This is a genomic window from Noviherbaspirillum humi (assembly GCF_900188095.1).
In the GTDB taxonomy this organism is placed as follows: Bacteria; Pseudomonadota; Gammaproteobacteria; order Burkholderiales; family Burkholderiaceae_D; genus Noviherbaspirillum; species Noviherbaspirillum humi.
The window spans coordinates 1-20,296 of the sequence record NZ_FZOT01000015.1 but is presented as its reverse complement, the minus strand read 5'-3'; the positions used below and the strand labels follow the sequence as shown (position 1 = coordinate 20,296).

Here is a 20,296-nt window from a genome sequence, read left to right as displayed (position 1 = left end):
CTGGCCCGCGCCGCGTGCCGATTTTTATTCAAACCCGCTATTTTACGCCCTGCCGACTTTTTACGGCCCGCCATGCCAGCGCCCAAGAAGACCAAGCCCGCCGCCACCGCCGAAATCACGGCCGCAGACGCCAAGACCGACAAGCCCGCCAAGCCGGCCGCCAAAAAAAGCACTGGCCAGGCCAAGCTGGAAAAGCTGGGCCTGAAGAGCAACATGGACCTGGTGCTGCACCTGCCCATGCGCTACGAGGACGAAACCCGCATCGTGCCGATCGCGGAAGCGGGCTTCATGACCGGCGCGCCGGTGCAGGTGGAAGGGGTGATCACCAGCTGCGAAGTGCAGTACCGGCCGCGCCGACAGCTGGTGGCGACCCTGGTCGACGATTCCGGCCAGCTGGTGATGCGCTTCCTGAACTTCTACGGCAGCCAGCAGAAGCAGCTGGCCGAGGGCAAGCGCATCCGCGCCCGCGGCGAAGTGCGGCATGGCTTCTTCGGCGCCGAGATGGTGCACCCGGTCTACAAGGCGGTGGAGGAAGGCGAAGCCCTGCCCACCGCGCTGACGCCGGTCTATCCGTCCGGCGAAGGTCTGCCCCAGGCCTATCTGCGCAAGGCGATCGCCTCGGCCTTGTCGCGCGTCGACTGGCGCGACACCCTGCCGGCCGACCTGCGCGAACAGCTCGGGCTGGCGCCGTTCGAGAGCTCGGTGAAGCTGCTGCACAATCCGCCGCCGGACGCGGACGAGAACGCCCTGATGGAGCGCAGCCATCCGGCCTGGACCCGGGTCAAGTTCGATGAACTGCTGGCGCAGCAGCTGTCGATGAAGCGGGCGCAGCAGGCGCGGCGCTCGCGCGGGGCGCCGGCGCTGCCGGTGGTGGGCGAGCTGTCCGCCGCCCTGCTGCAGGCCCTGCCGTTCCAGCTGACCGGGGCCCAGCAGCGGGTGCTCGAGGAGATCCGCGCCGACCTGCGCGCGTCTTACCCGATGCAGCGCCTGCTGCAGGGCGACGTCGGCAGCGGCAAGACGGTGGTGGCGGCCATGGCCGCCGCCCAGGCCATCGACAGCGGCTACCAGGCGGCGCTGATGGCGCCCACCGAGATCCTGGCGGAGCAGCATTTCCGCAAGATCGCTTCCTGGCTGGAGCCGCTCGGCGTGCGCGTGGCCTGGCTCACCGGCAGCCTGAAGAAGAAGGAAAAGAACGAAGCCCTGGCCGACATCGCCTCCGGCTATGCGCGCCTGATCGTCGGCACTCATGCGCTGATCCAGGAAGGCGTGGACTTCGCCCGCCTCGGCCTGGTGATCGTCGACGAGCAGCACCGCTTCGGCGTCGGCCAGCGGCTGGCGCTGCGCAACAAGGGCATGGATGCCGCCGATGCTGCCATCGGCGAGGCGGATACCGCCACCGTGCCGCACCAGCTGATGATGTCGGCCACGCCCATCCCGCGCACCCTGGCGATGACCTATTACGCCGACCTGGAAGTGTCGGTGATCGACGAGCTGCCGCCGGGGCGAACGCCCATCGTCACCCGCATCATCGACCAGAACCGGCGCGACGAGGTGATCGCCCGCGTGCATGCGGCGGCGCTGGAAGGACGCCAGGTGTACTGGGTCTGCCCGCTGATCGAGGAATCGGAAGTCCTGCAGCTGCAGACCGCGACCGAGACCCACGACATGCTGGCCGCCGCCCTGCCCGACTTGCGGGTGGGCCTGGTGCACGGCCGCATGAAGCCGGCGGAGAAGCAGGTGGTGATGGATGGCTTCTCCCGCGGCGAGATCCATGTGCTGGTGGCGACGACGGTGATCGAGGTCGGCGTCGACGTGCCGAATGCCTCGCTGATGGTGATCGAGCATGCGGAGCGCTTCGGCCTGTCGCAGCTGCACCAGCTGCGCGGCCGCGTCGGCCGGGGCGCCGCCGCCAGCGTCTGCCTGCTGCTGTACCAGGCGCCGTTGGGACCGGTGGCCAAGCAGCGGCTGGCCACCATGCGCGAAACCAACGACGGCTTCGAGATCGCCCGGCGCGACCTGGAAATCCGCGGTCCGGGCGAATTCCTCGGCGCGCGGCAGTCGGGCCAGGCCATGCTGCGCTTCGCCGATCTGCAGACCGACCAGTGGCTGGTGGACGCGGCGCGCGATGCCGCCCAGCGCCTGCTGCAGGAAGACTTGGCGACGGTGGAAGCGCATCTGACGCGCTGGCTGGGCGGCCGCGAGGAGTTCCTCAAGGCATGATGCCGGCTTGCACCGGGCAAGCCTCGACCGATCGAAAATCCTGTCAATCAGGCCTTGCCGATTTATATATACTGTGATTCATGCCGCAGTGCGGCAATCCCCCTTGCCTAGCAGGAAGCGCCTTTTCTCCATGGCCTACTTCCATGGCCCACTTAACGGTTCAAGCGTATGACTCTTACCGAACTCAAGTACATCGTCGCCGTCGCCCGCGAGAAGCACTTCGGCCATGCGGCGGAAGCGTGCTTCGTCGCCCAGCCGACGCTGTCGGTGGCGATCAAGAAGCTGGAGGAAGAGCTGGGCGTGACGATCTTCGAGCGCGGCGGCACCGAGGTGTCGGTCACGCCGCTCGGCGCCCAGATCGTGGCCCAGGCCGAGCGCGTGCTGGAGCAGACCGCGGCCATCAAGGAAATCGCCAAGCAGAACAAGGATCCGCTCGCCGGTCCGCTGCGGCTGGGCATCATCTACACCGTGGCGCCCTACCTGCTGCCGCCCCTGGTGCGCATCATGATCGACAAGGTGCCGCAAATGCCGCTGGTGCTGCAGGAGAACTTCACCGCCAAGCTGATCGAACTGCTGCGCCAGGGCGAACTGGATGCGGCCATCATGGCCCTGCCTTTCGCCGACCAGGGGCTGGTGGTGCAGCCGCTGTACGACGAGCCCTTCATGGTGGCCGTGCCGCGCAACCATCCCTGGGCCGACCGCAAGGCGATCAACGCCGACGAGCTGAAGTCGGAAACCATGCTGCTGCTCGGCAACGGCCATTGCTTCCGCGACCAGGTGCTGGAGGTCTGCCCCGAGATGTCGCGCTTCTCCACCAGCGGCGACGGCATCGCCCGCACCTTCGAAGGCTCCTCGCTGGAAACCATCCGCCACATGGTGGCGTCCGGCATCGGCATCACCATCCTGCCACAGGCGTCGGTGCCGGATGCCGCCGCTCATGACGGCATGCTGCGTTACATTCCGTTCACCGATCCGGCACCGTCGCGACGGGTGGTCATCGCCTGGCGCAAGAGCTTCACGCGCCGGCCGGCGATCGAGGCGGTGCGCGATGCGGTGCTGTCGTCCGGCCTGCATGGCGTGCAGATGCTGCGCGAGGCGGAGACGGCGGAAGCGGCCTGACAGCCTCCGCTCTTTCCAGCATTTAATCGATGCGCCGGCTGGTCTGCGGGTCGAACCAGTGCATCGCGCTTGCATCAAAGCTGGCGCGCACGTTTTCGCCCGCCTGCACGCGGGCATGCGCCGGCGCCCGGATCACCAGCGACTGGCCGCCGGCTTCGGCATGCACCAGCAGGTCGGCGCCGAGCGCTTCCACCATCTCCACCCGCATCGGCAGGCCGGCGTCTCCCAGCACCAGATGTTCCGGGCGCACGCCAAGGATGCGGTCCTCGCCGGCATGCCGTGACGCCGATGCCGGCAGGGGCGCATCGACATCGCCGAGCCGCATGCTGTCCCCATGGTTGGCCACCCGTCCGTGCAGCAGGTTCATCGGCGGCGAACCGATGAAGCTGGCGACGAAGGTGGTGGCCGGGCGGCCGTAGACCTCCGCCGGCGTGCCGATCTGCTCCGCCCGCCCGGCGTTCATCACGATCATGCGCTGCCCGAGGGTCATCGCCTCCACCTGGTCGTGGGTCACGTACAGGCTGGTGGTGCCGAGGGCGCGGTGCATCTTCTGGATCTCCAGCCGCATCTGCACCCGCAGCTTGGCATCGAGGTTGGAGAGCGGTTCGTCGAACAGGAAGACCGCCGGCTCGCGCACGATGGCGCGCCCCATCGCCACCCGCTGGCGCTGGCCGCCGGAGAGCTGGCGCGGCGTGCGCTGCAGCAGCGCGCCCAGTTCCAGGATCTGCGCCGCCTTCTGCACCCGGGCGTCGATATCCTGCTTGGCGAAGCGCCGAATCTTCAGGCCGTAGGCCATGTTCTCGTACACGCTCATGTGCGGATACAGCGCGTAGTTCTGGAACACCATGGCGATGTCGCGGTCCTTCGGCTCCAGATCGTTCACCACCCGCGCGCCGATCGCGATCTCGCCGCCGGTCACTTCCTCCAGCCCGGCCACCATGCGCAGCAAAGTGGACTTGCCGCAGCCCGACGGCCCCACCATGACGATGAACTCGCCATCGGCGATGTCAATGGAAATGCCGTGGATGACTTCCACCGCCTTGGCTCCCTTGCCATAGGTCTTGGTAATGTTGTTCAAGTGGACGTTTGCCATGTCATTTCTCTGAATCGACCAATCCTTTTACAAACCACTTCTGCATGATGACCACCACCAGTCCCGGCGGCAGCATGGCCAGGATCAGCGTGGCCATCACCATGTTCCATTCCACCGCCGCGTCGCCGCCGGCGATCAGGCGCTTGATGCCGATGCCGATCGGATACATGTCCTGCTCGGTCGCCACCAGCAGCGGCCATAGATACTGGTTCCAGCCATAGATGAACATGATGACGAACAGCGCCAGGATGTTGGTCTGCGACAGCGGCCACAGCACATCCTTGAAAAAGCGCAGCGGCCCGGCGCCGTCGATGCGCGCCGCCTCGGCCAGCTCGTCCGGCACGGTGAGGAAGAACTGCCGGAACAGGAAGGTGGCGGTGGCCGAGGCGATCAGCGGCACCGCCAGTCCGGCATACGAGTTGAGCATGTGCAGATTCGAGACCACCTGGTAGGTCGGCGTGATGCGCACCTCCACCGGCAGCATCAGGGTGACGAAGATCATCCAGAAGAAAAGACTGCGGCCGGGAAAGCGGAAATACACGATGGCGAAGGCCGACAGCATGGAGATGGCGATCTTGCCGACGGCGATCATCAGCGCCGACACCAGGCTGACCCACATCATGCGCGCCACCGGCGGCACGGCGACATTGCCGGATGCGCCCTGAACCACGGCGGCGCTGTAGTTGGCCAGGAGCTCGGTGCCAGGAATGAGCGAAATCGGCGACGCAGACGCCTGCTCCGCCGTCTGCGTGCTGGCAACGAAGGCGACATAGATCGGAAAGGCGACGATGGCCACGCCGAGGATCAGCACGAGGTGGCTGATGAAGTCGAGGATGGGGCGGCGTTCAATCATGATGCAGCATAGCGATGTCTTTACTTTCAAATTTCCTTTTAGCCCTACCTTTCAATGCGAGGGTTGGGGGCGTAGCAGGGGTTTCGCGACGCATGCGTCGCGCCTGCGTAGCCGGGTGCGCTTGCAAGCGCAACCGTGGAAAAGCAGGGATTTCGCGGAGCGCCGCTCCGCGCCTGCGAAGCCGGCAGCGCGTTACCGCGCTGACGTAGGTAGGGATGGGTTTCTCCAGCATGCACTTAGTCGCTTCAAAATCGATGCTCATGAATACTGCACCTTCTTTTCCACATACTTGAACTGCACCACCGTCAGCGTCACGACGATCGCCATCAGCACCACCGACTGCGCCGCCGAGCTGCCGAGGTCGCCGCCGCGGAAGCCGTCGTGGAACACCTTGTACACCAGGATCTCCGTATCCTTGCCCGGCCCGCCCTGGGTGGTGGCCTCGATGATGGCGAAGGTATCGAAGAAGGCGTAGACGATGTTCACCACCAGCAGGAAGAAGGTGGTGGGCGACAGCAGCGGGAAGACGATGGAGAAGAAGCGCCGAACGGGCCCGGCGCCGTCGATGGCGGCGGCTTCGATCAGCGATTTCGGGATCGCCTGCAGGCCGGCAAGGAAGAACAGGAAGTTGTAGCTGATCTGCTTCCATACCGCCGCCATGACGATCAGGATCATCGCGTGGCGGCCGTTGAGCAGGTTGTTCCACTCGATGCCGATGGCGCGCAGCGCATGGCTCAGAATGCCGAGCGTCGGGCTGAGCAGGAACATCCAGATCACGCCCACCACGACCGGCGATACCGCATAGGGCCAGATCAGGAAGGTCTTGTAGAGGGCGGCGCCCCGGGTCACCCGGTCGGCGAAGGCTGCCAGAACGAGCGACAAGGACAGCCCGAGCACCGCCACCAGCACCGAGAACTTGGCGGTGGTGGTGAAGGATTCGAGATAGCTGCCGTCCTGGAACAGGTCGCGGAAATTGTCGAACCAGACGAACTGCGAAGACGTGCCGAAGGAATCCTGCACCAGCACCGACTGGTACAGCGCCTGCGCCGCCGGCCAGAAGAAGAACAGCAGGGTGATGATGATTTGCGGCGCCACCAGCGCATAGGGCAGCCAGGCGGATTTGAAGCGGACGCGTTTTTCCATGAGATGCGCAGTCAAGGAACCGCCCGGCCGAGACCGGGCGGTTCGAGGAAAGAAAAAGCCGGCGGCTTACTTGTTGGCTTTTTCGAAGCGCGCCAGCAGGTCGTCTCCGCGCTTCACCGCCGCATCAAGCGCTTCCTTGGCGGTCTTCTTGCCGTTCCACACGCCTTCCAGCTCCTCGTCGACCACGGTGCGAATCTGCACGAAATTGCCGAGACGGATGCCGCGCGACTTGGTGGTGGTCTTGTTGATCATCTGCTGCACCGAAATTTCCGGTCCCGGCGATTTCTCGTAGAAGCCGGACTTCTTGGTGAGCTCATAGGCGGCGGTGGTGATCGGCAGATAGCCGGTCTCCTGATGCCACTTGGCCTGCACTTCCGGCTGCGACAGGAACTTGAAGAAGCGCGCCACGCCCTTGTACTCGTCCTGCTTCTTGCCGCTCATCACCCACAGCGAGGCGCCGCCGATGATGGTGTTCTGCGGCGCGCCCGCAACGTCGTTGTAGTAAGGCAGGGTGGAGACGGCGAATTTGAACTTGGCGTTCTTGCTGATGTTGGCGTAGGCCGAGCTGGACGAGGTCAGCATGGCGCACTCGCCCGAATAGAACTTGGCTTCCGGCTCGTTCTTGCGGCCGCCGTAGACGAAGTAGCCCTGCTTGGCCCAGTTGGACAGGTTCTCGATGTGCTTGACGTGCAGCGGGCTGTTGAACTTCAGGCGCGCGTCGAGGCCGCCGAAGCCGTTGCCCTTGGAGGCGAACTCGACGTTGTGCCAGGCCGAGAAGCTTTCCAGGTGAACCCAGGATTGCCAGCCGGTGGTGTAGGGGCATTTCTCGCCGCTGGCCTTGAGCTTGGCAGCGATGGAAACGAAGTCCTGCCAGGTCACCGGCGGCTTGTTGGGATCGATGCCGGCCTTGGCGAAGGCATCCTTGTTGTAGTAGAAGACGGTGGTGGAGCTGTTGAAGGGCAGGGACATGATGTCGCCCTTGGGCGAGGTGTAGTAGCCCGCCACGGCCGGCACGTAGGCCGCCGGATCGAACTTCTCGCCGCCCTGCTTCATCACTTCGGTGACCGGAATGATGGCGCCCTTGGCGTACATCATGGTGGCGGTGCCGACCTCGAACACCTGCAGGATGTGCGGCGCGTTGCCGGCGCGGAAGGCGGCAATGGCGGCCGCCATCGCTTCATCGTAGCTGCCCTTGTAAACCGTGGTGACGCGGTAGTCGGACTGGCTCTTGTTGAACTGGTCGGCGAGGCTGGCGACCCGGTCGCCGAGCGCGCCGGTCATGGCGTGCCACCAGGTGATGTCGGTGACGGCGTGGGCCGAACCGGCGGCGCCGGCCAGCAGGCAGGCCGCCGCGAGCGTTTTCAGGGAATGTCGCATGACTGTCTCCTTGTCGTTCTCTTGGTAATTTCATGGCCGCCATCCGCCGCAGCAGCCGAAGTTGCCATATTATGCAGCAGCCATTAAGCCTTGATGACAAGTATTTCAGTAGGATAATTCGCCCGGTTTGATTTTTATCGGGTCGCACACCCACCGCATGACCATGAATCGTCTCCGTCTCTACATCCAGCTGGTCCGCCTCGACAAGCCCATCGGCATCCTGCTCCTGCTCTGGCCTACCCTCACCGCCCTCTGGCTTGCCGCCGACGGCCATCCCGACTGGCGCCATGTGGTGATCTTCACCCTCGGCACCATCCTGATGCGTTCCGCCGGCTGCGCCATCAACGATTACGCCGACCGCGACTTCGACCGCCACGTCAAGCGCACCGCGCAGCGCCCGCTGACCAGCGGCAAGATTCAGGCATGGGAAGCGGTGACGGTGGCGGCGACGCTGGCGCTGGTGTCGCTGGCGCTGATCCTGCCGCTCAATGCGCTGACCAAGGAATTGTCGGTAGCCGCGGTGCTGATTGCCGGCAGCTATCCCTATTTCAAGCGCTTCTTCGCCATCCCTCAGGCTTACCTCGGCATCGCCTTCGGCTTCGGCATCCCGATGGCCTTCGCCGCCGTGCTGGACACGGTGCCGCCGGCAGCCTGGATGCTGCTGCTGGCCAACATCTTCTGGGCGGTTGCCTACGACACCGAATACGCGATGGTGGACCGCGACGACGACCTCAAGATAGGCATCAAGACCTCCGCCATCACCTTCGGCCGCTTCGATGTGATGGCGGTGATGCTGTGCTATGCCGTCGCCTTCGCCATCATCATCGCGGTGGGCCGGCAGTACGGCCTCGGCCTGTGGTTCGTCGCCGGCATGGCGGTGGCGACGCTGTGCGCGCTGTATCACTACACCTTGATCCGCGACCGCGATCGCATGCGCTGCTTCGCCGCCTTTCGCCACAACAACTGGCTCGGTGCTGCCATCTTCGCCGGCGTGGCGATGGACTATGCGCTGCGCTGACCCTCTGCACCGTTGCAGGCCCGGTTCTTGCGGCAGGCGCGTTTGATACCGCGCAAAGTGCCCTTGCCCTTCCCCCTTACACTCGGTAAAGCTTGTATTATCAAAGCAACCACACTAACCCAACACACGAGGGGCTCATATGGACACCAATGACAACGCATCCACCGCCGGAACCGCAGGATCGGCCGGCGCCACTGCCGCCGGCAACGGCCGCGATCAGATGAGCGACAACATGAAGAACGTCATGAACGACGCTCAGAACATGATGAAGAATGCCACCGAGCAAATGAACGCCGGCTACGAGCAGGCCCGCGCCCGCTTCGACTCCACCATGCAGAGCGCACGCGAGAACTTCGATACCATGCAGCAGCAGGCGCGCGAGAATGCGCAGCAGATGATGGACCAGGCCGACCGCTATGTGCAGTCCAATCCCTGGCAGGCCGTGGGCATCGGCGCCGTCGCCGGCCTGGTGCTCGGCATGCTGCTCGGCGGCGGCCGCAAGTAAGCTTTCCAAGGGGTCTTCCGCGACGAAGGCCCTTCGCTGAAAATGAAAAAGCCGGTTCGATGAACCGGCTTTTTCTTTGCCGCTCCGCACGGGAGCAAAGGCGGAACGGCGGCCGGTCGGCCATCAATCCCGGCCGAATTCCTCGCCCAGCTCCTTGCCACGCGCCGCCGCCGCCTTCAGCGCCTTGACGATGGCATCGCTCACGCCGGAAGCTTCCATGCTGGTCAGCGCGGCATGCGTGGTGCCGCCCTTGGAGGTCACCCGCTCGCGCAGCAGGGAGACCGGTTCGGTGGAGCGCGCTGCGAGTTCGGCCGCGCCGGTGAAGGTGGCGATGGCGAGCTGGTTGGCCTGCTCCGCCGTCAGCCCCATCTCCGCACCGGCCTTCTGCATCGCCTCGATGAAATAGAACACATAGGCCGGGCCGCTGCCCGACATGGCGGTGACCGGATCGATCAGGCTTTCATCGTCGAGCCAGACGGTGGCGCCGACGGCGCGCAGGATGGCGTCGGCGGCATCGCGCTGGGCAGCGGATACGCCCGGCAGCGCCACCATGCCGGTGATGCCCTTGCCGATCAGTGCCGGCGTATTGGGCATGGTGCGCACGATGGCGCCATGACCGCCGAGCCAGCGGGAGAGGTCGACGGCGCGGATGCCGGCGGCGATCGACAGGATCAGCTGCGCGGCGATGAAGGGCTTCAGGTTCTGCACCACATCCTTCATCTGCTGCGGCTTGACCGCCAGCACGATCACGTCGCAAGCGCGCAGCGCCTCGCCGGCCTGCAGCGCGGTGGTCACGCCGAAGGCCTGCGCCAGCTTCTGCAGCGCCTCCTCATTCGGATCGATCACATGAATGTTCTTTGCCGCCGTCAGCTTGCCGGCGAGGCCACCGATGAGGGCGTTGGCCATGTTGCCGCCGCCGACGAATCCGATTTTCATTTCACTTTGCATAGTCTCGTTTTCCAAAGATGGCGGTGCCGATGCGCACGATGGTAGCGCCTTCGGCGACTGCCGCTTCCAGGTCGGCCGACATGCCCATGGACAGGGTATCCATCGGGATGCCGGCATGGCGTATCGCTTCCATCAGTTCACGCAGGCGGGCGAATTCGCGGCGCTGGCGCGCCACGTCGTCGGTCGGCTCGGGAATGGCCATCAGGCCGCGCAGCCTCAGGTTCGGCAGCGTCGACACGGCGCGCGCCAGCGGCAGCGCCTCCTCCGCCGGCATGCCGCTCTTGCTGGCTTCCTCGCTGATGTTCACCTGCAGGCAGATGTCGAGCGGCGGCGCGCCTTGCGGCCGTTGCTCGGACAAGCGCCGCGCGATCTTCTCTCTGTCCACCGAATGCACCCAGTCGAAGCGCTCGGCGATCGGACGCGTCTTGTTGCTTTGAATCGGGCCGATGAAATGCCACTCGAGTTTGGGACGCGATGCAGGCAGCAGCGAAGTCACCGCATCCATCTTGTCCAGCGCTTCCTGCAGGTAGTTTTCGCCGAAGGCGAGTTGTCCCGCCGCCGCCGCTTCCGCGACTGCCTCCGGTCCGAAGGTCTTGGACACTGCCAGGAGCGCAACGCTGTGCGGCTCGCGCGACACCGCCTCGGCGGCAGCGGCAATGCGCCGGCGCACGGCTTGCAAGTTCTGGGACACTGGAGACATAATGGGTTTTCCTCGGGCAACACTTTTCGGCTCGGCCGCAGTGTTGCATTCATTGCATGACATTCAGCCAGCCCAGGATTATAGAGCCTGTATGGACATTTCCGAATTACTCGCCTTCGCCGTCAAGAACAAGGCTTCCGACCTCCACCTCTCCGCCGGCCTGCCGCCGATGATCCGGGTGCATGGCGACGTGCGTCGCATCAATCTGCCGCCGCTGGACCATGCCGAAGTGCATTCGATGATCTATGACATCATGAATGACGGCCAGCGCAAGGTGTATGAGGAGGTGCTGGAGTGCGACTTCTCCTTTGCCATTCCCGGCCTGTCGCGCTTCCGGGTGAACGCCTTCAACCAGGACAGGGGCGCCGCGGCGGTGCTGCGGACCATCCCCTCCAAGGTGCTGACGCTGGAGCAGCTGAACGCGCCGAAGATTTTCGCCGACCTGGCCTTGAAGCCGCGCGGTTTGGTGCTGGTCACCGGCCCCACCGGCTCCGGCAAGTCGACCACCCTGGCGGCGATGATCAACCATCTGAACGACAACGAGTACGCCCACATCCTCACGGTGGAAGACCCGATCGAGTTCGTGCACGAGTCGAAGAAGTCGCTGATCAACCAGCGCGAGGTCGGCCCGCACACCATGTCCTTCAACAACGCGCTGCGCTCGGCGCTGCGGGAAGACCCGGACGCCATCCTGGTGGGCGAACTGCGCGACCTCGAAACCATCCGCCTGGCGCTGACGGCGGCCGAGACCGGCCACCTGGTGTTCGGCACCCTGCATACCTCGTCGGCGGCCAAGACCATGGACCGCATCATCGACGTCTTTCCTGCGGAGGAAAAGGAGATGGTGCGCGCCATGCTGTCGGAATCGCTGCAAGCGGTGGTCTCGCAGACCCTGCTCAAGACCAAGGATGGTTCCGGCCGCGTCGCCGCGCACGAGATCATGCTCGGCACGCCGGCCATCCGAAACCTGATCCGCGAAGGCAAGGTGGCGCAGATGTACTCCGCCATCCAGACCGGCAGCAACCTCGGCATGCAGACGCTGGACCAGAACCTGACCGACCTGGTGCGCCGCAACGTGATTTCGGCAGGCACCGCGCGCGCCGCCGCCAAGACCCCGGAAAACTTCCCCGGATGAACACGGGGTTTCGCAAAGCATGCTTTGCGCCGTGTGTATCCGAGCGGCTTGCACGCCGCGAGGTGGAATAACGCCAAAGGAAAACGATTATGGAACGCGATCAGGCCACCAAGTTCATGCATGACCTGCTGCGCCTCATGCTCAGCAGGAACGGCTCCGACCTCTTCATCACCGCCGACTTTCCGCCGGCCTTCAAGGTCGACGGCAAGATGACGCCGGTATCGAGCCAGCCGCTCACCGCCAGCCACACGGTGGAACTGGCGCGCGCCATCATGAACGACAAGCAGGCGGCGGAGTTCGAAGCGACCAAGGAGTGCAACTTCGCCATCAGCCCGGGCGGTCTCGGCCGCTTCCGCGTTTCCGCCTTCGTGCAGCAGGGCCGGGTCGCGATGGTGCTGCGGACCATCACCACCGAGATCCCGAAGCTGGAAAACCTCGGCGTGCCGGAAGTGCTGAAGGAAGTCGCCATGACCAAGCGCGGCCTGGTGATCATGGTCGGCGCCACCGGCTCCGGCAAGTCCACCACCCTCGCCGGCATGATCGGCTACCGCAACGAGAACAGCTACGGCCACATCATCACCATCGAGGATCCGGTGGAGTACGTGCATCCGCACAAGAATTGCATCATCACCCAGCGCGAGGTGGGCGTCGACACGCAGGACTGGGGGATCGCGCTGAAGAACACGCTGCGCCAGGCGCCGGACGTGATCCTGATCGGCGAAATCCGCGACCGCGAGACCATGGACTATGCAGTGGCTTTCGCCGAGACCGGCCACCTGTGCCTGGCGACCATGCACGCCAACAGCGCCAACCAGGCGCTGGACCGCATCATCAACTTCTTCCCGGAGGAGCGGCGCCAGCAGCTGCTGATGGACCTGTCGCTCAACCTCAAGGGGATGATCTCGCAGCGCCTGATTCCGCTGCGCGACACCCGGGGCCGCTGCGCCGCGGTGGAAATCATGCTGAACTCGCCGCTGATCGCCGACCTGATCTTCAAGGGCCATGTGCACGAGATCAAGGAGATCATGAAGAAGTCGCGCGAACTGGGCATGCAGACTTTCGACCAGGCGCTGTTCGATCTCTACGAAGCTGGTAGGATTACCTATGAAGACGCGCTGCGCAACGCAGACTCCGTCAACGACCTGAGGCTCGCGATCAAACTGCACGGCAAGGAATCCAAGGATCGCGACCTGAGCAAGGGCACCGAACATCTGGGAATCATATGAACACGGTCTACGCGTTTTCCGCTCCTGCCCTCACCGGCGAGGAGGTCCGCCTGGACAGCTATCGCGGCAAGGTGCTGCTGGTGGTGAACACCGCCAGCAAGTGCGGCTTCACGCCGCAGTACCAGGGACTGGAAGACCTGTACAAGCATTACCGGGAGCGCGGGCTGGAAGTGCTGGGCTTTCCCTGCAACCAGTTTGGCCTCCAGGAACCGGGCAGCGAAGCCGAGATCGGCGCCTTCTGCGAGAGGAATTACGGCGTCACCTTCCCGATGTTCGCCAAGATCGAGGTCAACGGCGATCATGCCCATCCGCTCTACCGCTACCTGAAGTCGGAGGCGCCGGGCGTGCTCGGCACCCAGGCGATCAAGTGGAACTTCACCAAGTTCCTGGTCGGCAAGGACGGCAAGGTACGCAACCGCTATGCGCCCAATACCACGCCGGCGGAGATGAAGACGGATATCGAAAAGCTGCTCGACGAATAGTCGGGACAGATGGAAGCAATCTCCGCTTTCTCGCTTGAGCAGCACCCCGGACCTAACGAACAGCGGCCCAGGCGCACGCGGCTGTTCCGCGACGGGATCGATACCGGCGCAACCGTTCCCGGTTATGTAATCGAGGCGCAGTACCGCTGCAAGCAAGGCTTCCTGTTGATCGTGTCACAGGATTGCCCATTCGAGGAATCAAACGATTTCTTGCTTCTTGGACCGGACTACAAGCTATTGGCATCGCGCGCGCTCATCTACCCTTATGAAACCTTTATTCTTCATTCGCACGCGCCGGCTGGAGAAAATAGTTTGCGGCTCGTCTATCACGACGGTTTGTCCTACACACTGAGCGTGGCTCCGGCCGGGTGGAAATTCTGGCGATCTTATCGCCTGACACTGCGACGGATAGGGGCAGCGGACAACGCAAATATCGACTCTCAAACCGGCACCAGATAGCGCAGCGCCAGCGGCAGCAGCACCGCCGTCAGCACCCCCGACAATCCCATCGCCAGGCCGGAAAACGCGCCCATCTCCTCGCTCACCTGAAACGCCCGCGCGGTGCCGATGCCATGCGAGGTCACGCCGAGGGCGAAACCGCGCACCGCATGGTCTTCGATCTTCATCAGGTTCAGGATGCCGCGCGCCATCACCGCGCCGAGGATGCCGGTGGCGATCACCAGCACCGCCGTCAGCGAGGGCAGCCCGCCGGTCTTTTCGGCGATGCCCATGGCGATGGGGGTGGTGACCGACTTCGGCGCGATCGACAGGATGGTCGCCGGCGAGGCGCCGAGCAGCCAGGCGAGCGAGGTGGCGGTAACGATGGCCGCCGTGCTGCCAATCAGCGTGCCGGCCAGCAGCGCCAGCCAGTTGCGCTTCAGCTTGTCCCATTGCTGGTAGAGCGGAATGGCCAGGGCCACGGTGGCCGGTCCGAGCAGGAAGTGCACGAACTGGGCGCCGTCGAAATAGGTGCGGTAAGGCGTGCCGGTGAGCGTCAGCACCGCCACCAGCAGGGCGATGGAAATCGCCACCGGGTTGGCCAGCGGATGGAAGCGGGTGCGGGCATACAAGGCATAGGCCAGCTGGTAGGCGATCAGGGTGGCGGTGAGGCCGAGCAGCGGCGTGGCGGAGAGGTAGACCCAGATCTCGTTCAGGCGCGGCGTCATTTCTGCAGACCCTTCACCACCAGGGCGGTGACGACGATGGACACCGCCGTGCTGGCCACCAGCGCCGCCAGGATGGGCAGCCACTCCGCCGCCACCCGCTGCGCATGCACCATGATGCCGACGCCCGCCGGCACGAACAGCAGCGACAAATGCTTCAGCAGTTCGAGGGAAACCGGCGCGAGATCGGCCGCCATGCCGCGCCGCGCCAGCAGGCAGCCGAACAGCAGCACCATGCCGATCACCGGGCCGGGGATCGGCAGCTGCAGCAGGTAGGCGAGGCTTTCGCCCAGGGTCTGGAAAACCAGCAGGATGGTGAGGGTGCGTATCATCTCGGCTCCCGGCGATGATGAAGGACTTCCATCATACTGGGTGCCGAACGGCATGCGTAATATTAGGCTTCTCACATTATTACTGCGAGATGGACTTTGGACTCTTTCTATCAATTGACGCGGTCGCAGACATCTCAATTGCCGCTTGCCAACGTCAATTGCAACGAACATTGATCCAGAAAACGTATGGCACCGCTGCGCGGCCAAGGTTAACGCCTGGTGACTATTATGGGTATGGCCTCAAAACAGCAGGTTTTGAACCGGCGGTGGGTTGCGTAGAGAACGGACGCTCCATGCGGTATCGGACGCCAAGAGGTACCGCTTCGTGCGCTCCAGCTCAAGACATTGAACACTTTGTACAGCAAATATTCTTTCTTGGCAGTACTCAAAGCAAGTAGGTTCAAGTACGGCGGGACAATAACCCGCTCGCCAACACATTGGTCGTTGGCATAGGACTTTCTCGGTTTCATGGCAGCCATCGGAATCCTGTCTTTTCTTCAGTCCATAACACGCTCTAGGCAATGACAGCCATCTGCTAGAATCGGGCCGGCCAAGTTTAGAAACAATATATGGAGTCATCCGACATGCAGCAACCGTCCTTCACAACAGATTGGTTTTCTCACAATATTCCAACGTGGGAACAAGTGATAAGTCCCCATTTGCGATCATTACCAAGCCCTAAAGTCCTTGAGGTTGGAGCTTTTGAAGGGCGGTCGAGTGTTTGGTTACTCCAAAATTTTCCTGCCCTTCGATTGACTGTCATCGACCCTTGGGCATTTACAAATGATGCATCAGAAGACACATTCAAGCGGTTTAAAAATAACGTAGCGCCATATAGCGAGCGTGTGTCGGTAATGAAGGGCAAATCCCAATTAATGAGGTCATTGCCAGATCGCGAATTTGACTTGGTTTACATCGACGGCGAGCATACTTCTGCTGCTGTCATTCATGATGCGGTTCTAGGTTTTGAATTGTTGAAGGTCGGTGGTTTGATGATTTTCGATGATTATCAGGGCGGCGACAAAACCGTTATGTACCCTAAACCTGCAGTCGACTTTTTTCACCAAGCTTATGGCGCACTTAACAGGCTTGAACTTATCAGCGACAGTTACCAGAGAATTTACCGAAAGACTGACGGTATAGCGCCGCCTCAATATTAAGCCGCCGAAAAGGAGACGAAGGACACCTGCATTGCAAATAGAGAGCCAGCGACTTTCGATGCGGGCAATCCCCTTTAGCCACTGCTGCGCCTCTGGTTACAAGCTACAGAAATTCTGTCAAAAGACCTTGAGCTAGTTCTCCATCGACCTGCAATGCATTGCCGATCGCGGCACCGGCTCATCACTCTAGGTTGATGCCGGCGCTGCCTGGTGGAGTCAGGCAAGTATCGCTGCAGGTCGCCGAGTGCTCCTCTCTTCTTGATTCCATGCGGCTCTAACAATCTTAACCAGTTCCCATAATATGGGCAAAATGCTTGCTCCAGTTGTATGCAATTTGCTCGCCGCTGTATCTACTCCTCTTCATTATTCCCTTGCTTTTGGCGCTATCTCCTTATCGTTTCGCATGCCTGAAATTCCAAGTGAAGCCAATGCCCATCCCTTTGGTTGACTAGGGATTTCTTCAATTAGATTGATTACTTCAGGTGGCCTTAATCAGCGGCAGCAACTGCGCCATGGTGCGCTCGGTGGCGCCGCGATGCTGGCGGGCGAAGGCGATGGCATGGCGGCCCATTTCATCGCGCACCGCTGCATCGTCCAGCAGGCGGCGCGCCTCTTCAAGCATGGCGGACGCATCAGCCACGCGCAGGGCCGCGCCGGCCACCACCGCATCCTCGCTCACGGCGGCGAAATTGAAGGTATGCGGTCCGATCAGCACCGGCTTGCCGACGGCGCAGGCTTCGATCAGGTTCTGGCCGCCGAGCGGCAGCAGGCTGCCGCCGATGAAGGCAACGTCGCAGGCGGCATAGTAGGCGAACATCTCGCCCATGGAATCGCCGAGCACGACGTGCACCGCGCCATCGAGTGCCCCGTTGCCGAGCGTGGAGCGGCGTGCCAGGCCGAGGCCGCGTGCTGTTACCATGCGCGCCACCTCATCGAAGCGCTGCGGATGGCGCGGCACCAGCAGCAGCACTGCCTGCGCCATGCCGGCGGCGGCGAAGGCGTCGAGAATGGCCTCCTCCTCCCCTTCCCGGGTGCTGGCGCACAGCAGCACCGGCCGCGCGCCGAAGCGCGCCCGCAATTCCGCCCCCCGCTCCAGCATGGCGGGCGGCGGGGTGATGTCGAACTTGATGCTGCCGGTCACATGCACATTGCGCGCGCCGAGCTGCGCCAGACGCCGCGCATCGGCCTCGGTCTGGGCCAGGACGGCGGTCAGGCCGGCGGCGGCCTCGCCCATCAAGCCCGCGAAGCGCTGCCCCTTGGCGAGCGAGCGCGCCGACAGCCGGGCGTTCACCAGCGCCAGCGGCACGGCCCGCGTGCGGCATTGCGACACCAGGTTGGGCCAGACTTCGGTTTCCATCAGGATGCCGAGCCGCGGCCGGAAATGGCACAGGAAGCGGCCGGTCATCCAGCCGGTGTCGTAAGGCAGATAGCATTGCCGCACGCGCGCGCCATGCTTGCCGAACAGCGCGGCGCCCGTGGCGCGGCCGGTGGGCGTCATGTGGGTGAGCAGGATGCGATGGCCGGGCAATGCCGCCAGCAGCGCATCGATGAGCGGCTCGGCGGCGCGGGTCTCGCCGACGGAGACCGCATGCAGCCAGACCCAGGGATAGGCGCCGACCGGCTCGCGATAGAAGCCGAACCGTTCCACGAGATGCTGGCGATAGCCCGGCTCCCTGGCGCCGCGCCGCCACAGCCGCAGCAGCACCAGCGGCAGCGCCAGCCACCAGGCGAACGAATACAGCAGGCGCATCAGGTCAGCGCATGCCCGGCCAGGCGGGTCAGGATGCCGAGCGGGCTGGCGTCGGGGTTGTACTGGCGCGCCGCCGGGAGGTGCAGGGTCTGCTCCATCATGTACTGTCCGGACATGACTGCATGCGAGGTCTGGTCGGAAAAGCAGACCCAGGTGGAGCCGGAGGGAAACGGCATGGTGACCTGGGGCGCGGACTGCTGGTAGGCCATGTCGCTTTTCATGCCGTCATGCAGCTGCAGCATCAGGTGGTCGTACTCGCTGCGCAGCGACTTGGTCACGTGCAGCGCCTGCAGCGCCTTCGCCTGCCAGCGCGAATACGGCTTGGCGCGGGGCAGAAATCGCTTGGCCATGTCTTCGAAGGGTTCGCCGACGCGCCATACCCGCGGCACGCCATCCGGATTGAGATTGGTGAACACCCGCAGGATGCGTTCGCCGTAATTCGGCCGGGAAGGAAACGCATCCACATGCAGGCGACGGTCGTCGGCGCGCCAGGACTGGGCGCGGGACTCCACCTGCATCGGCCGGAAGCTGGTCGGCGCCAGCCGCAGCACGCCGGCATAGCGCGGCAGCAGCGAATGCACCAGCAGCTGCGCCTGCTGCCGGAAGCGGCCGACCATGGCGGCCAGCGCCTGCTGCTGCGCAGCGCTGCCGGCCGCGCCCTTGAGCACACCGTGCTGATCGAGGCTGACGTTGCGTGACTTCGGATCGCGCATTGCCGGCGTGAGCAGGCTGGCTTCATTCCCCTGCAAAGTGAATTTCAAATTCGGGAAATAAAGTACCTTGCCCGCTTCAAGGGCAGCGATCCAGTCTTCACGCGGGTTGTCGATGTGCCAGTCGGCAACGGGAATGTCGATGATTTGCTGTTCCATGGCGGGATTATGCCGCATCGGGCGGCCGGACAAGCAGCCTGCGCTACCGGCCGAGCAGCGTCAGCACCGCATCGCCTACCGCCTGGGCGGATGGCGGCGCGCCCTCGTCGCCGAGGTTGATGATGTTCGGCGACCAGTTGCCCTCGGTCTTCCAGCGCGGTGAATCGCCATAGATTTCCACCGTCGGCCGGTTGTACGCGGCGGCGATATGGGTCAGGCCGGTATCGACCCCGACCGCCAGCGACGCCCGCTGCGCCAGCAGCACCGCCTCCATCATCGGCAGCTTCGGCAGCACGGTGGCATTGCGCATGCCGGCGGCAAGCTGTTCCGCATCGCGCCGCTCGGCCTCGCTGCCCCAGGGCAGCAGCACCGACATGCCGCGCTGGTTTAGCAGCTCGGCGATCCGGACCCAATGCGCCGGGTCCCAGCGCTTGGCGGCGCGGGCGGTGGCATGGAAGAAGGCGGCATACGGCTGCGTTGGCAGCCAGGCCGGGTCTTTGACTGGCGGGGGCTGCAGGCCGAAGTCTGCCGGCGAGTCGGCGCGATAGCCGAGCGCGGCCGCGGCCACCTCGCGCGCCCGCTGCACCGCATGGGTACGGCGTCCGACCGGCACGCTCATCGTGTGGAAGATGCGGGAGATGGCTTCGTAGCCGGAGCCCTCGGTGGCATTGGCGAGGCCGACGCGGCGCCCGCCCGGCGCCAGGCGCGCCATGCGCATCACGGCGGCGGTCTTGAACAGTCCCTGGGTATCGAACACGAAGTCGTACTCCCGTTCACGCAGGCGGCGGCGGAAGGCATGAAGCTCCTCCCGCGTGCCAGCCGAGAGCAGGCTCTTGCGCCAGCGCCGCAAGGCGATCGGGATGATGTCGCCCACGCCCGGATGCAGCCGCACCAGGTTGACATAGGCTTCTTCCACCACCCAATCGATGCGGGCGCCGGGATGGTGACGCAGGATGTCGGTCACCATCGGCATGTTATGCACCACATCGCCGAGCGATGACACACGGACGATCAGAATCTTCACTGCGTCATCACTGCGGTCGAGTAGCGATGGGGGGCCGCATGCTGCCGCAATCAGAACGGGAACTGCGCATCCGGCTTGAGGGCAAGAATGGCTTGCTTGAACTCCTGCTGGATGCGGTCCAGCGCCTGCTGGTTCTCGCCTTCGAAGCGCATCACCACCACCGGCGTGGTGTTGGACGG

At 63.9% G+C, this 20,296-nt stretch carries 21 protein-coding genes; 9 read left to right on the top strand and 12 right to left on the bottom strand.

Annotated features, from left to right (window positions below; genetic code table 11):
- Window positions 1–72 precede the first annotated feature (72 nt).
- Together recG and CHB88_RS18185 are read left to right on the top strand one after the other, a co-directional pair.
- Window positions 73–2,220 carry an ATP-dependent DNA helicase RecG gene (gene recG / locus CHB88_RS18190; protein WP_089400776.1) on the top strand — a complete coding sequence of 716 codons (2,148 nt, stop codon included), beginning with the start codon at window positions 73–75 and terminating at the stop codon, window positions 2,218–2,220.
- Between the two features lie 168 nt (window positions 2,221–2,388).
- Window positions 2,389–3,339 carry a hydrogen peroxide-inducible genes activator gene (locus tag CHB88_RS18185; protein ID WP_089400775.1) on the top strand — a complete coding sequence of 317 codons (951 nt, stop codon included), beginning with the start codon at window positions 2,389–2,391 and terminating at the stop codon, window positions 3,337–3,339.
- A 22-nt stretch (window positions 3,340–3,361) separates the two neighbouring features.
- On the opposite strand, the gene CHB88_RS18180 is transcribed toward CHB88_RS18185, so the two are convergent.
- From CHB88_RS18180 to ugpB, 4 genes are all read right to left on the bottom strand, one after another.
- A complete protein-coding gene (locus CHB88_RS18180; protein WP_089400774.1) occupies window positions 3,362–4,432 on the bottom strand; it encodes a sn-glycerol-3-phosphate import ATP-binding protein UgpC in 1,071 nt (356 codons plus the stop codon).
- 1 nt (window position 4,433) lies between these two features.
- Complete coding sequence (gene ugpE / locus CHB88_RS18175) at window positions 4,434–5,285, bottom strand: sn-glycerol-3-phosphate ABC transporter permease UgpE (RefSeq protein ID WP_089400773.1); 852 nt, start codon at window positions 5,283–5,285, stop codon at window positions 4,434–4,436.
- Between the two features lie 258 nt (window positions 5,286–5,543).
- Window positions 5,544–6,428 carry a sn-glycerol-3-phosphate ABC transporter permease UgpA gene (gene ugpA / locus CHB88_RS18170; RefSeq protein WP_089400772.1) on the bottom strand — a complete coding sequence of 295 codons (885 nt, stop codon included), beginning with the start codon at window positions 6,426–6,428 and terminating at the stop codon, window positions 5,544–5,546.
- Between the two features lie 66 nt (window positions 6,429–6,494).
- Window positions 6,495–7,805 (bottom strand): sn-glycerol-3-phosphate ABC transporter substrate-binding protein UgpB, encoded by a 1,311-nt coding sequence (gene ugpB, locus CHB88_RS18165; protein WP_089400771.1) that lies wholly within the window; start codon window positions 7,803–7,805, stop codon window positions 6,495–6,497.
- A gap of 163 nt (window positions 7,806–7,968) precedes the next feature.
- On the opposite strand from ugpB, the gene ubiA reads away from it, so the two are divergent.
- Together ubiA and CHB88_RS18155 are read left to right on the top strand one after the other, a co-directional pair.
- Window positions 7,969–8,823, top strand: coding sequence for a 4-hydroxybenzoate octaprenyltransferase (gene ubiA, locus CHB88_RS18160; RefSeq protein ID WP_089400886.1), 855 nt, complete (start codon window positions 7,969–7,971; stop codon window positions 8,821–8,823).
- A gap of 139 nt (window positions 8,824–8,962) precedes the next feature.
- A complete protein-coding gene (locus CHB88_RS18155; RefSeq protein WP_089400770.1) occupies window positions 8,963–9,328 on the top strand; it encodes an ElaB/YgaM/YqjD family protein in 366 nt (121 codons plus the stop codon).
- Between the two features lie 123 nt (window positions 9,329–9,451).
- Here the strand turns inward: CHB88_RS18155 and proC are convergent, their stop codons facing one another.
- Both proC and CHB88_RS18145 read right to left on the bottom strand, forming a co-directional pair.
- Window positions 9,452–10,264, bottom strand: a complete 813-nt coding sequence (gene proC / locus CHB88_RS18150) for a pyrroline-5-carboxylate reductase (protein WP_245845059.1) — start codon at window positions 10,262–10,264, stop codon at window positions 9,452–9,454.
- A 1-nt stretch (window position 10,265) separates the two neighbouring features.
- The gene (locus CHB88_RS18145; RefSeq protein WP_089400768.1) at window positions 10,266–10,976 is read right to left on the bottom strand and encodes a YggS family pyridoxal phosphate-dependent enzyme; all 711 of its coding nucleotides are present in this window, start codon (window positions 10,974–10,976) and stop codon (window positions 10,266–10,268) included.
- 91 nt (window positions 10,977–11,067) lie between these two features.
- Between CHB88_RS18145 and CHB88_RS18140 the strand changes: the two genes are divergently transcribed.
- The 4 genes from CHB88_RS18140 (at window position 11,068) to CHB88_RS18125 (ending at window position 14,278) form a co-directional block, all read left to right on the top strand.
- Window positions 11,068–12,111, top strand: a complete 1,044-nt coding sequence (locus CHB88_RS18140) for a type IV pilus twitching motility protein PilT (RefSeq protein WP_089400767.1) — start codon at window positions 11,068–11,070, stop codon at window positions 12,109–12,111.
- Window positions 12,112–12,200: 89 nt separating this feature from the next.
- Window positions 12,201–13,337 (top strand): PilT/PilU family type 4a pilus ATPase, encoded by a 1,137-nt coding sequence (locus CHB88_RS18135; RefSeq protein ID WP_089400766.1) that lies wholly within the window; start codon window positions 12,201–12,203, stop codon window positions 13,335–13,337.
- A complete protein-coding gene (locus CHB88_RS18130) occupies window positions 13,334–13,819 on the top strand; it encodes a glutathione peroxidase (RefSeq protein ID WP_089400765.1) in 486 nt (161 codons plus the stop codon). The genes CHB88_RS18135 and CHB88_RS18130 overlap by 4 nt, the downstream gene beginning before the upstream one ends.
- A gap of 9 nt (window positions 13,820–13,828) precedes the next feature.
- On the top strand, window positions 13,829–14,278 hold the full coding sequence (locus tag CHB88_RS18125; RefSeq protein WP_089400764.1) for a hypothetical protein: 450 nt from the start codon (window positions 13,829–13,831) through the stop codon (window positions 14,276–14,278).
- On the opposite strand, the gene CHB88_RS18120 is transcribed toward CHB88_RS18125, so the two are convergent.
- Both CHB88_RS18120 and CHB88_RS18115 read right to left on the bottom strand, forming a co-directional pair.
- A complete protein-coding gene (locus CHB88_RS18120) occupies window positions 14,260–14,985 on the bottom strand; it encodes an LrgB family protein (RefSeq protein WP_089400763.1) in 726 nt (241 codons plus the stop codon). The genes CHB88_RS18125 and CHB88_RS18120 overlap by 19 nt on opposite strands.
- Window positions 14,982–15,314: a CidA/LrgA family protein gene (locus CHB88_RS18115; protein WP_089400762.1), complete on the bottom strand. Its 333-nt coding sequence runs from the start codon at window positions 15,312–15,314 to the stop codon at window positions 14,982–14,984. The genes CHB88_RS18120 and CHB88_RS18115 overlap by 4 nt, the downstream gene beginning before the upstream one ends.
- Window positions 15,315–15,898: 584 nt before the next feature.
- Between CHB88_RS18115 and CHB88_RS18110 the strand changes: the two genes are divergently transcribed.
- Window positions 15,899–16,474, top strand: coding sequence for a class I SAM-dependent methyltransferase (locus CHB88_RS18110; RefSeq protein ID WP_176442547.1), 576 nt, complete (start codon window positions 15,899–15,901; stop codon window positions 16,472–16,474).
- Window positions 16,475–16,952: 478 nt separating this feature from the next.
- Here the strand turns inward: CHB88_RS18110 and waaA are convergent, their stop codons facing one another.
- From waaA to CHB88_RS24725, 4 genes are all read right to left on the bottom strand, one after another.
- On the bottom strand, window positions 16,953–18,224 hold the full coding sequence (waaA, locus tag CHB88_RS18105) for a lipid IV(A) 3-deoxy-D-manno-octulosonic acid transferase (protein ID WP_089400760.1): 1,272 nt from the start codon (window positions 18,222–18,224) through the stop codon (window positions 16,953–16,955).
- Complete coding sequence (kdoO, locus tag CHB88_RS18100) at window positions 18,224–19,093, bottom strand: Kdo hydroxylase KdoO (RefSeq protein WP_089400759.1); 870 nt, start codon at window positions 19,091–19,093, stop codon at window positions 18,224–18,226. Before kdoO ends, waaA begins: the two co-directional genes overlap by 1 nt.
- A 43-nt stretch (window positions 19,094–19,136) precedes the next feature.
- A complete protein-coding gene (gene waaC, locus CHB88_RS18095; RefSeq protein WP_089400758.1) occupies window positions 19,137–20,117 on the bottom strand; it encodes a lipopolysaccharide heptosyltransferase I in 981 nt (326 codons plus the stop codon).
- A gap of 50 nt (window positions 20,118–20,167) precedes the next feature.
- Window positions 20,168–20,296, bottom strand: a 129-nt coding sequence (locus tag CHB88_RS24725) for a hypothetical protein (RefSeq protein ID WP_143131220.1), incomplete at its 5' end; no start/stop codon positions are given.

Bases quoted from the DNA above. Each gene is read 5' to 3' on its own strand.
- CHB88_RS18125 (WP_089400764.1), top strand. From the start codon at position 13,829: ATGGAAGCAATCTCCGCTTTCTCGCTTGAGCAGCACCCCGGACCTAAC.
- recG (WP_089400776.1), top strand. From the start codon at position 73: ATGCCAGCGCCCAAGAAGACCAAGCCCGCCGCCACCGCCGAAATCACG.
- proC (WP_245845059.1), bottom strand. From the start codon at position 10,264: ATGAAAATCGGATTCGTCGGCGGCGGCAACATGGCCAACGCCCTCATC.
- CHB88_RS18110 (WP_176442547.1), top strand. From the start codon at position 15,899: ATGCAGCAACCGTCCTTCACAACAGATTGGTTTTCTCACAATATTCCA.
- CHB88_RS18120 (WP_089400763.1), bottom strand. From the start codon at position 14,985: ATGACGCCGCGCCTGAACGAGATCTGGGTCTACCTCTCCGCCACGCCG.
- ugpE (WP_089400773.1), bottom strand. From the start codon at position 5,285: ATGATTGAACGCCGCCCCATCCTCGACTTCATCAGCCACCTCGTGCTG.
- waaA (WP_089400760.1), bottom strand. From the start codon at position 18,224: ATGCGCCTGCTGTATTCGTTCGCCTGGTGGCTGGCGCTGCCGCTGGTG.
- ugpA (WP_089400772.1), bottom strand. From the start codon at position 6,428: ATGGAAAAACGCGTCCGCTTCAAATCCGCCTGGCTGCCCTATGCGCTG.
- CHB88_RS18155 (WP_089400770.1), top strand. From the start codon at position 8,963: ATGGACACCAATGACAACGCATCCACCGCCGGAACCGCAGGATCGGCC.
- CHB88_RS18115 (WP_089400762.1), bottom strand. From the start codon at position 15,314: ATGATACGCACCCTCACCATCCTGCTGGTTTTCCAGACCCTGGGCGAA.
- CHB88_RS18130 (WP_089400765.1), top strand. From the start codon at position 13,334: ATGAACACGGTCTACGCGTTTTCCGCTCCTGCCCTCACCGGCGAGGAG.
- CHB88_RS18135 (WP_089400766.1), top strand. From the start codon at position 12,201: ATGGAACGCGATCAGGCCACCAAGTTCATGCATGACCTGCTGCGCCTC.
- CHB88_RS18185 (WP_089400775.1), top strand. From the start codon at position 2,389: ATGACTCTTACCGAACTCAAGTACATCGTCGCCGTCGCCCGCGAGAAG.
- ugpB (WP_089400771.1), bottom strand. From the start codon at position 7,805: ATGCGACATTCCCTGAAAACGCTCGCGGCGGCCTGCCTGCTGGCCGGC.
- CHB88_RS18140 (WP_089400767.1), top strand. From the start codon at position 11,068: ATGGACATTTCCGAATTACTCGCCTTCGCCGTCAAGAACAAGGCTTCC.
- CHB88_RS18180 (WP_089400774.1), bottom strand. From the start codon at position 4,432: ATGGCAAACGTCCACTTGAACAACATTACCAAGACCTATGGCAAGGGA.
- ubiA (WP_089400886.1), top strand. From the start codon at position 7,969: ATGAATCGTCTCCGTCTCTACATCCAGCTGGTCCGCCTCGACAAGCCC.
- kdoO (WP_089400759.1), bottom strand. From the start codon at position 19,093: ATGGAACAGCAAATCATCGACATTCCCGTTGCCGACTGGCACATCGAC.
- CHB88_RS18145 (WP_089400768.1), bottom strand. From the start codon at position 10,976: ATGTCTCCAGTGTCCCAGAACTTGCAAGCCGTGCGCCGGCGCATTGCC.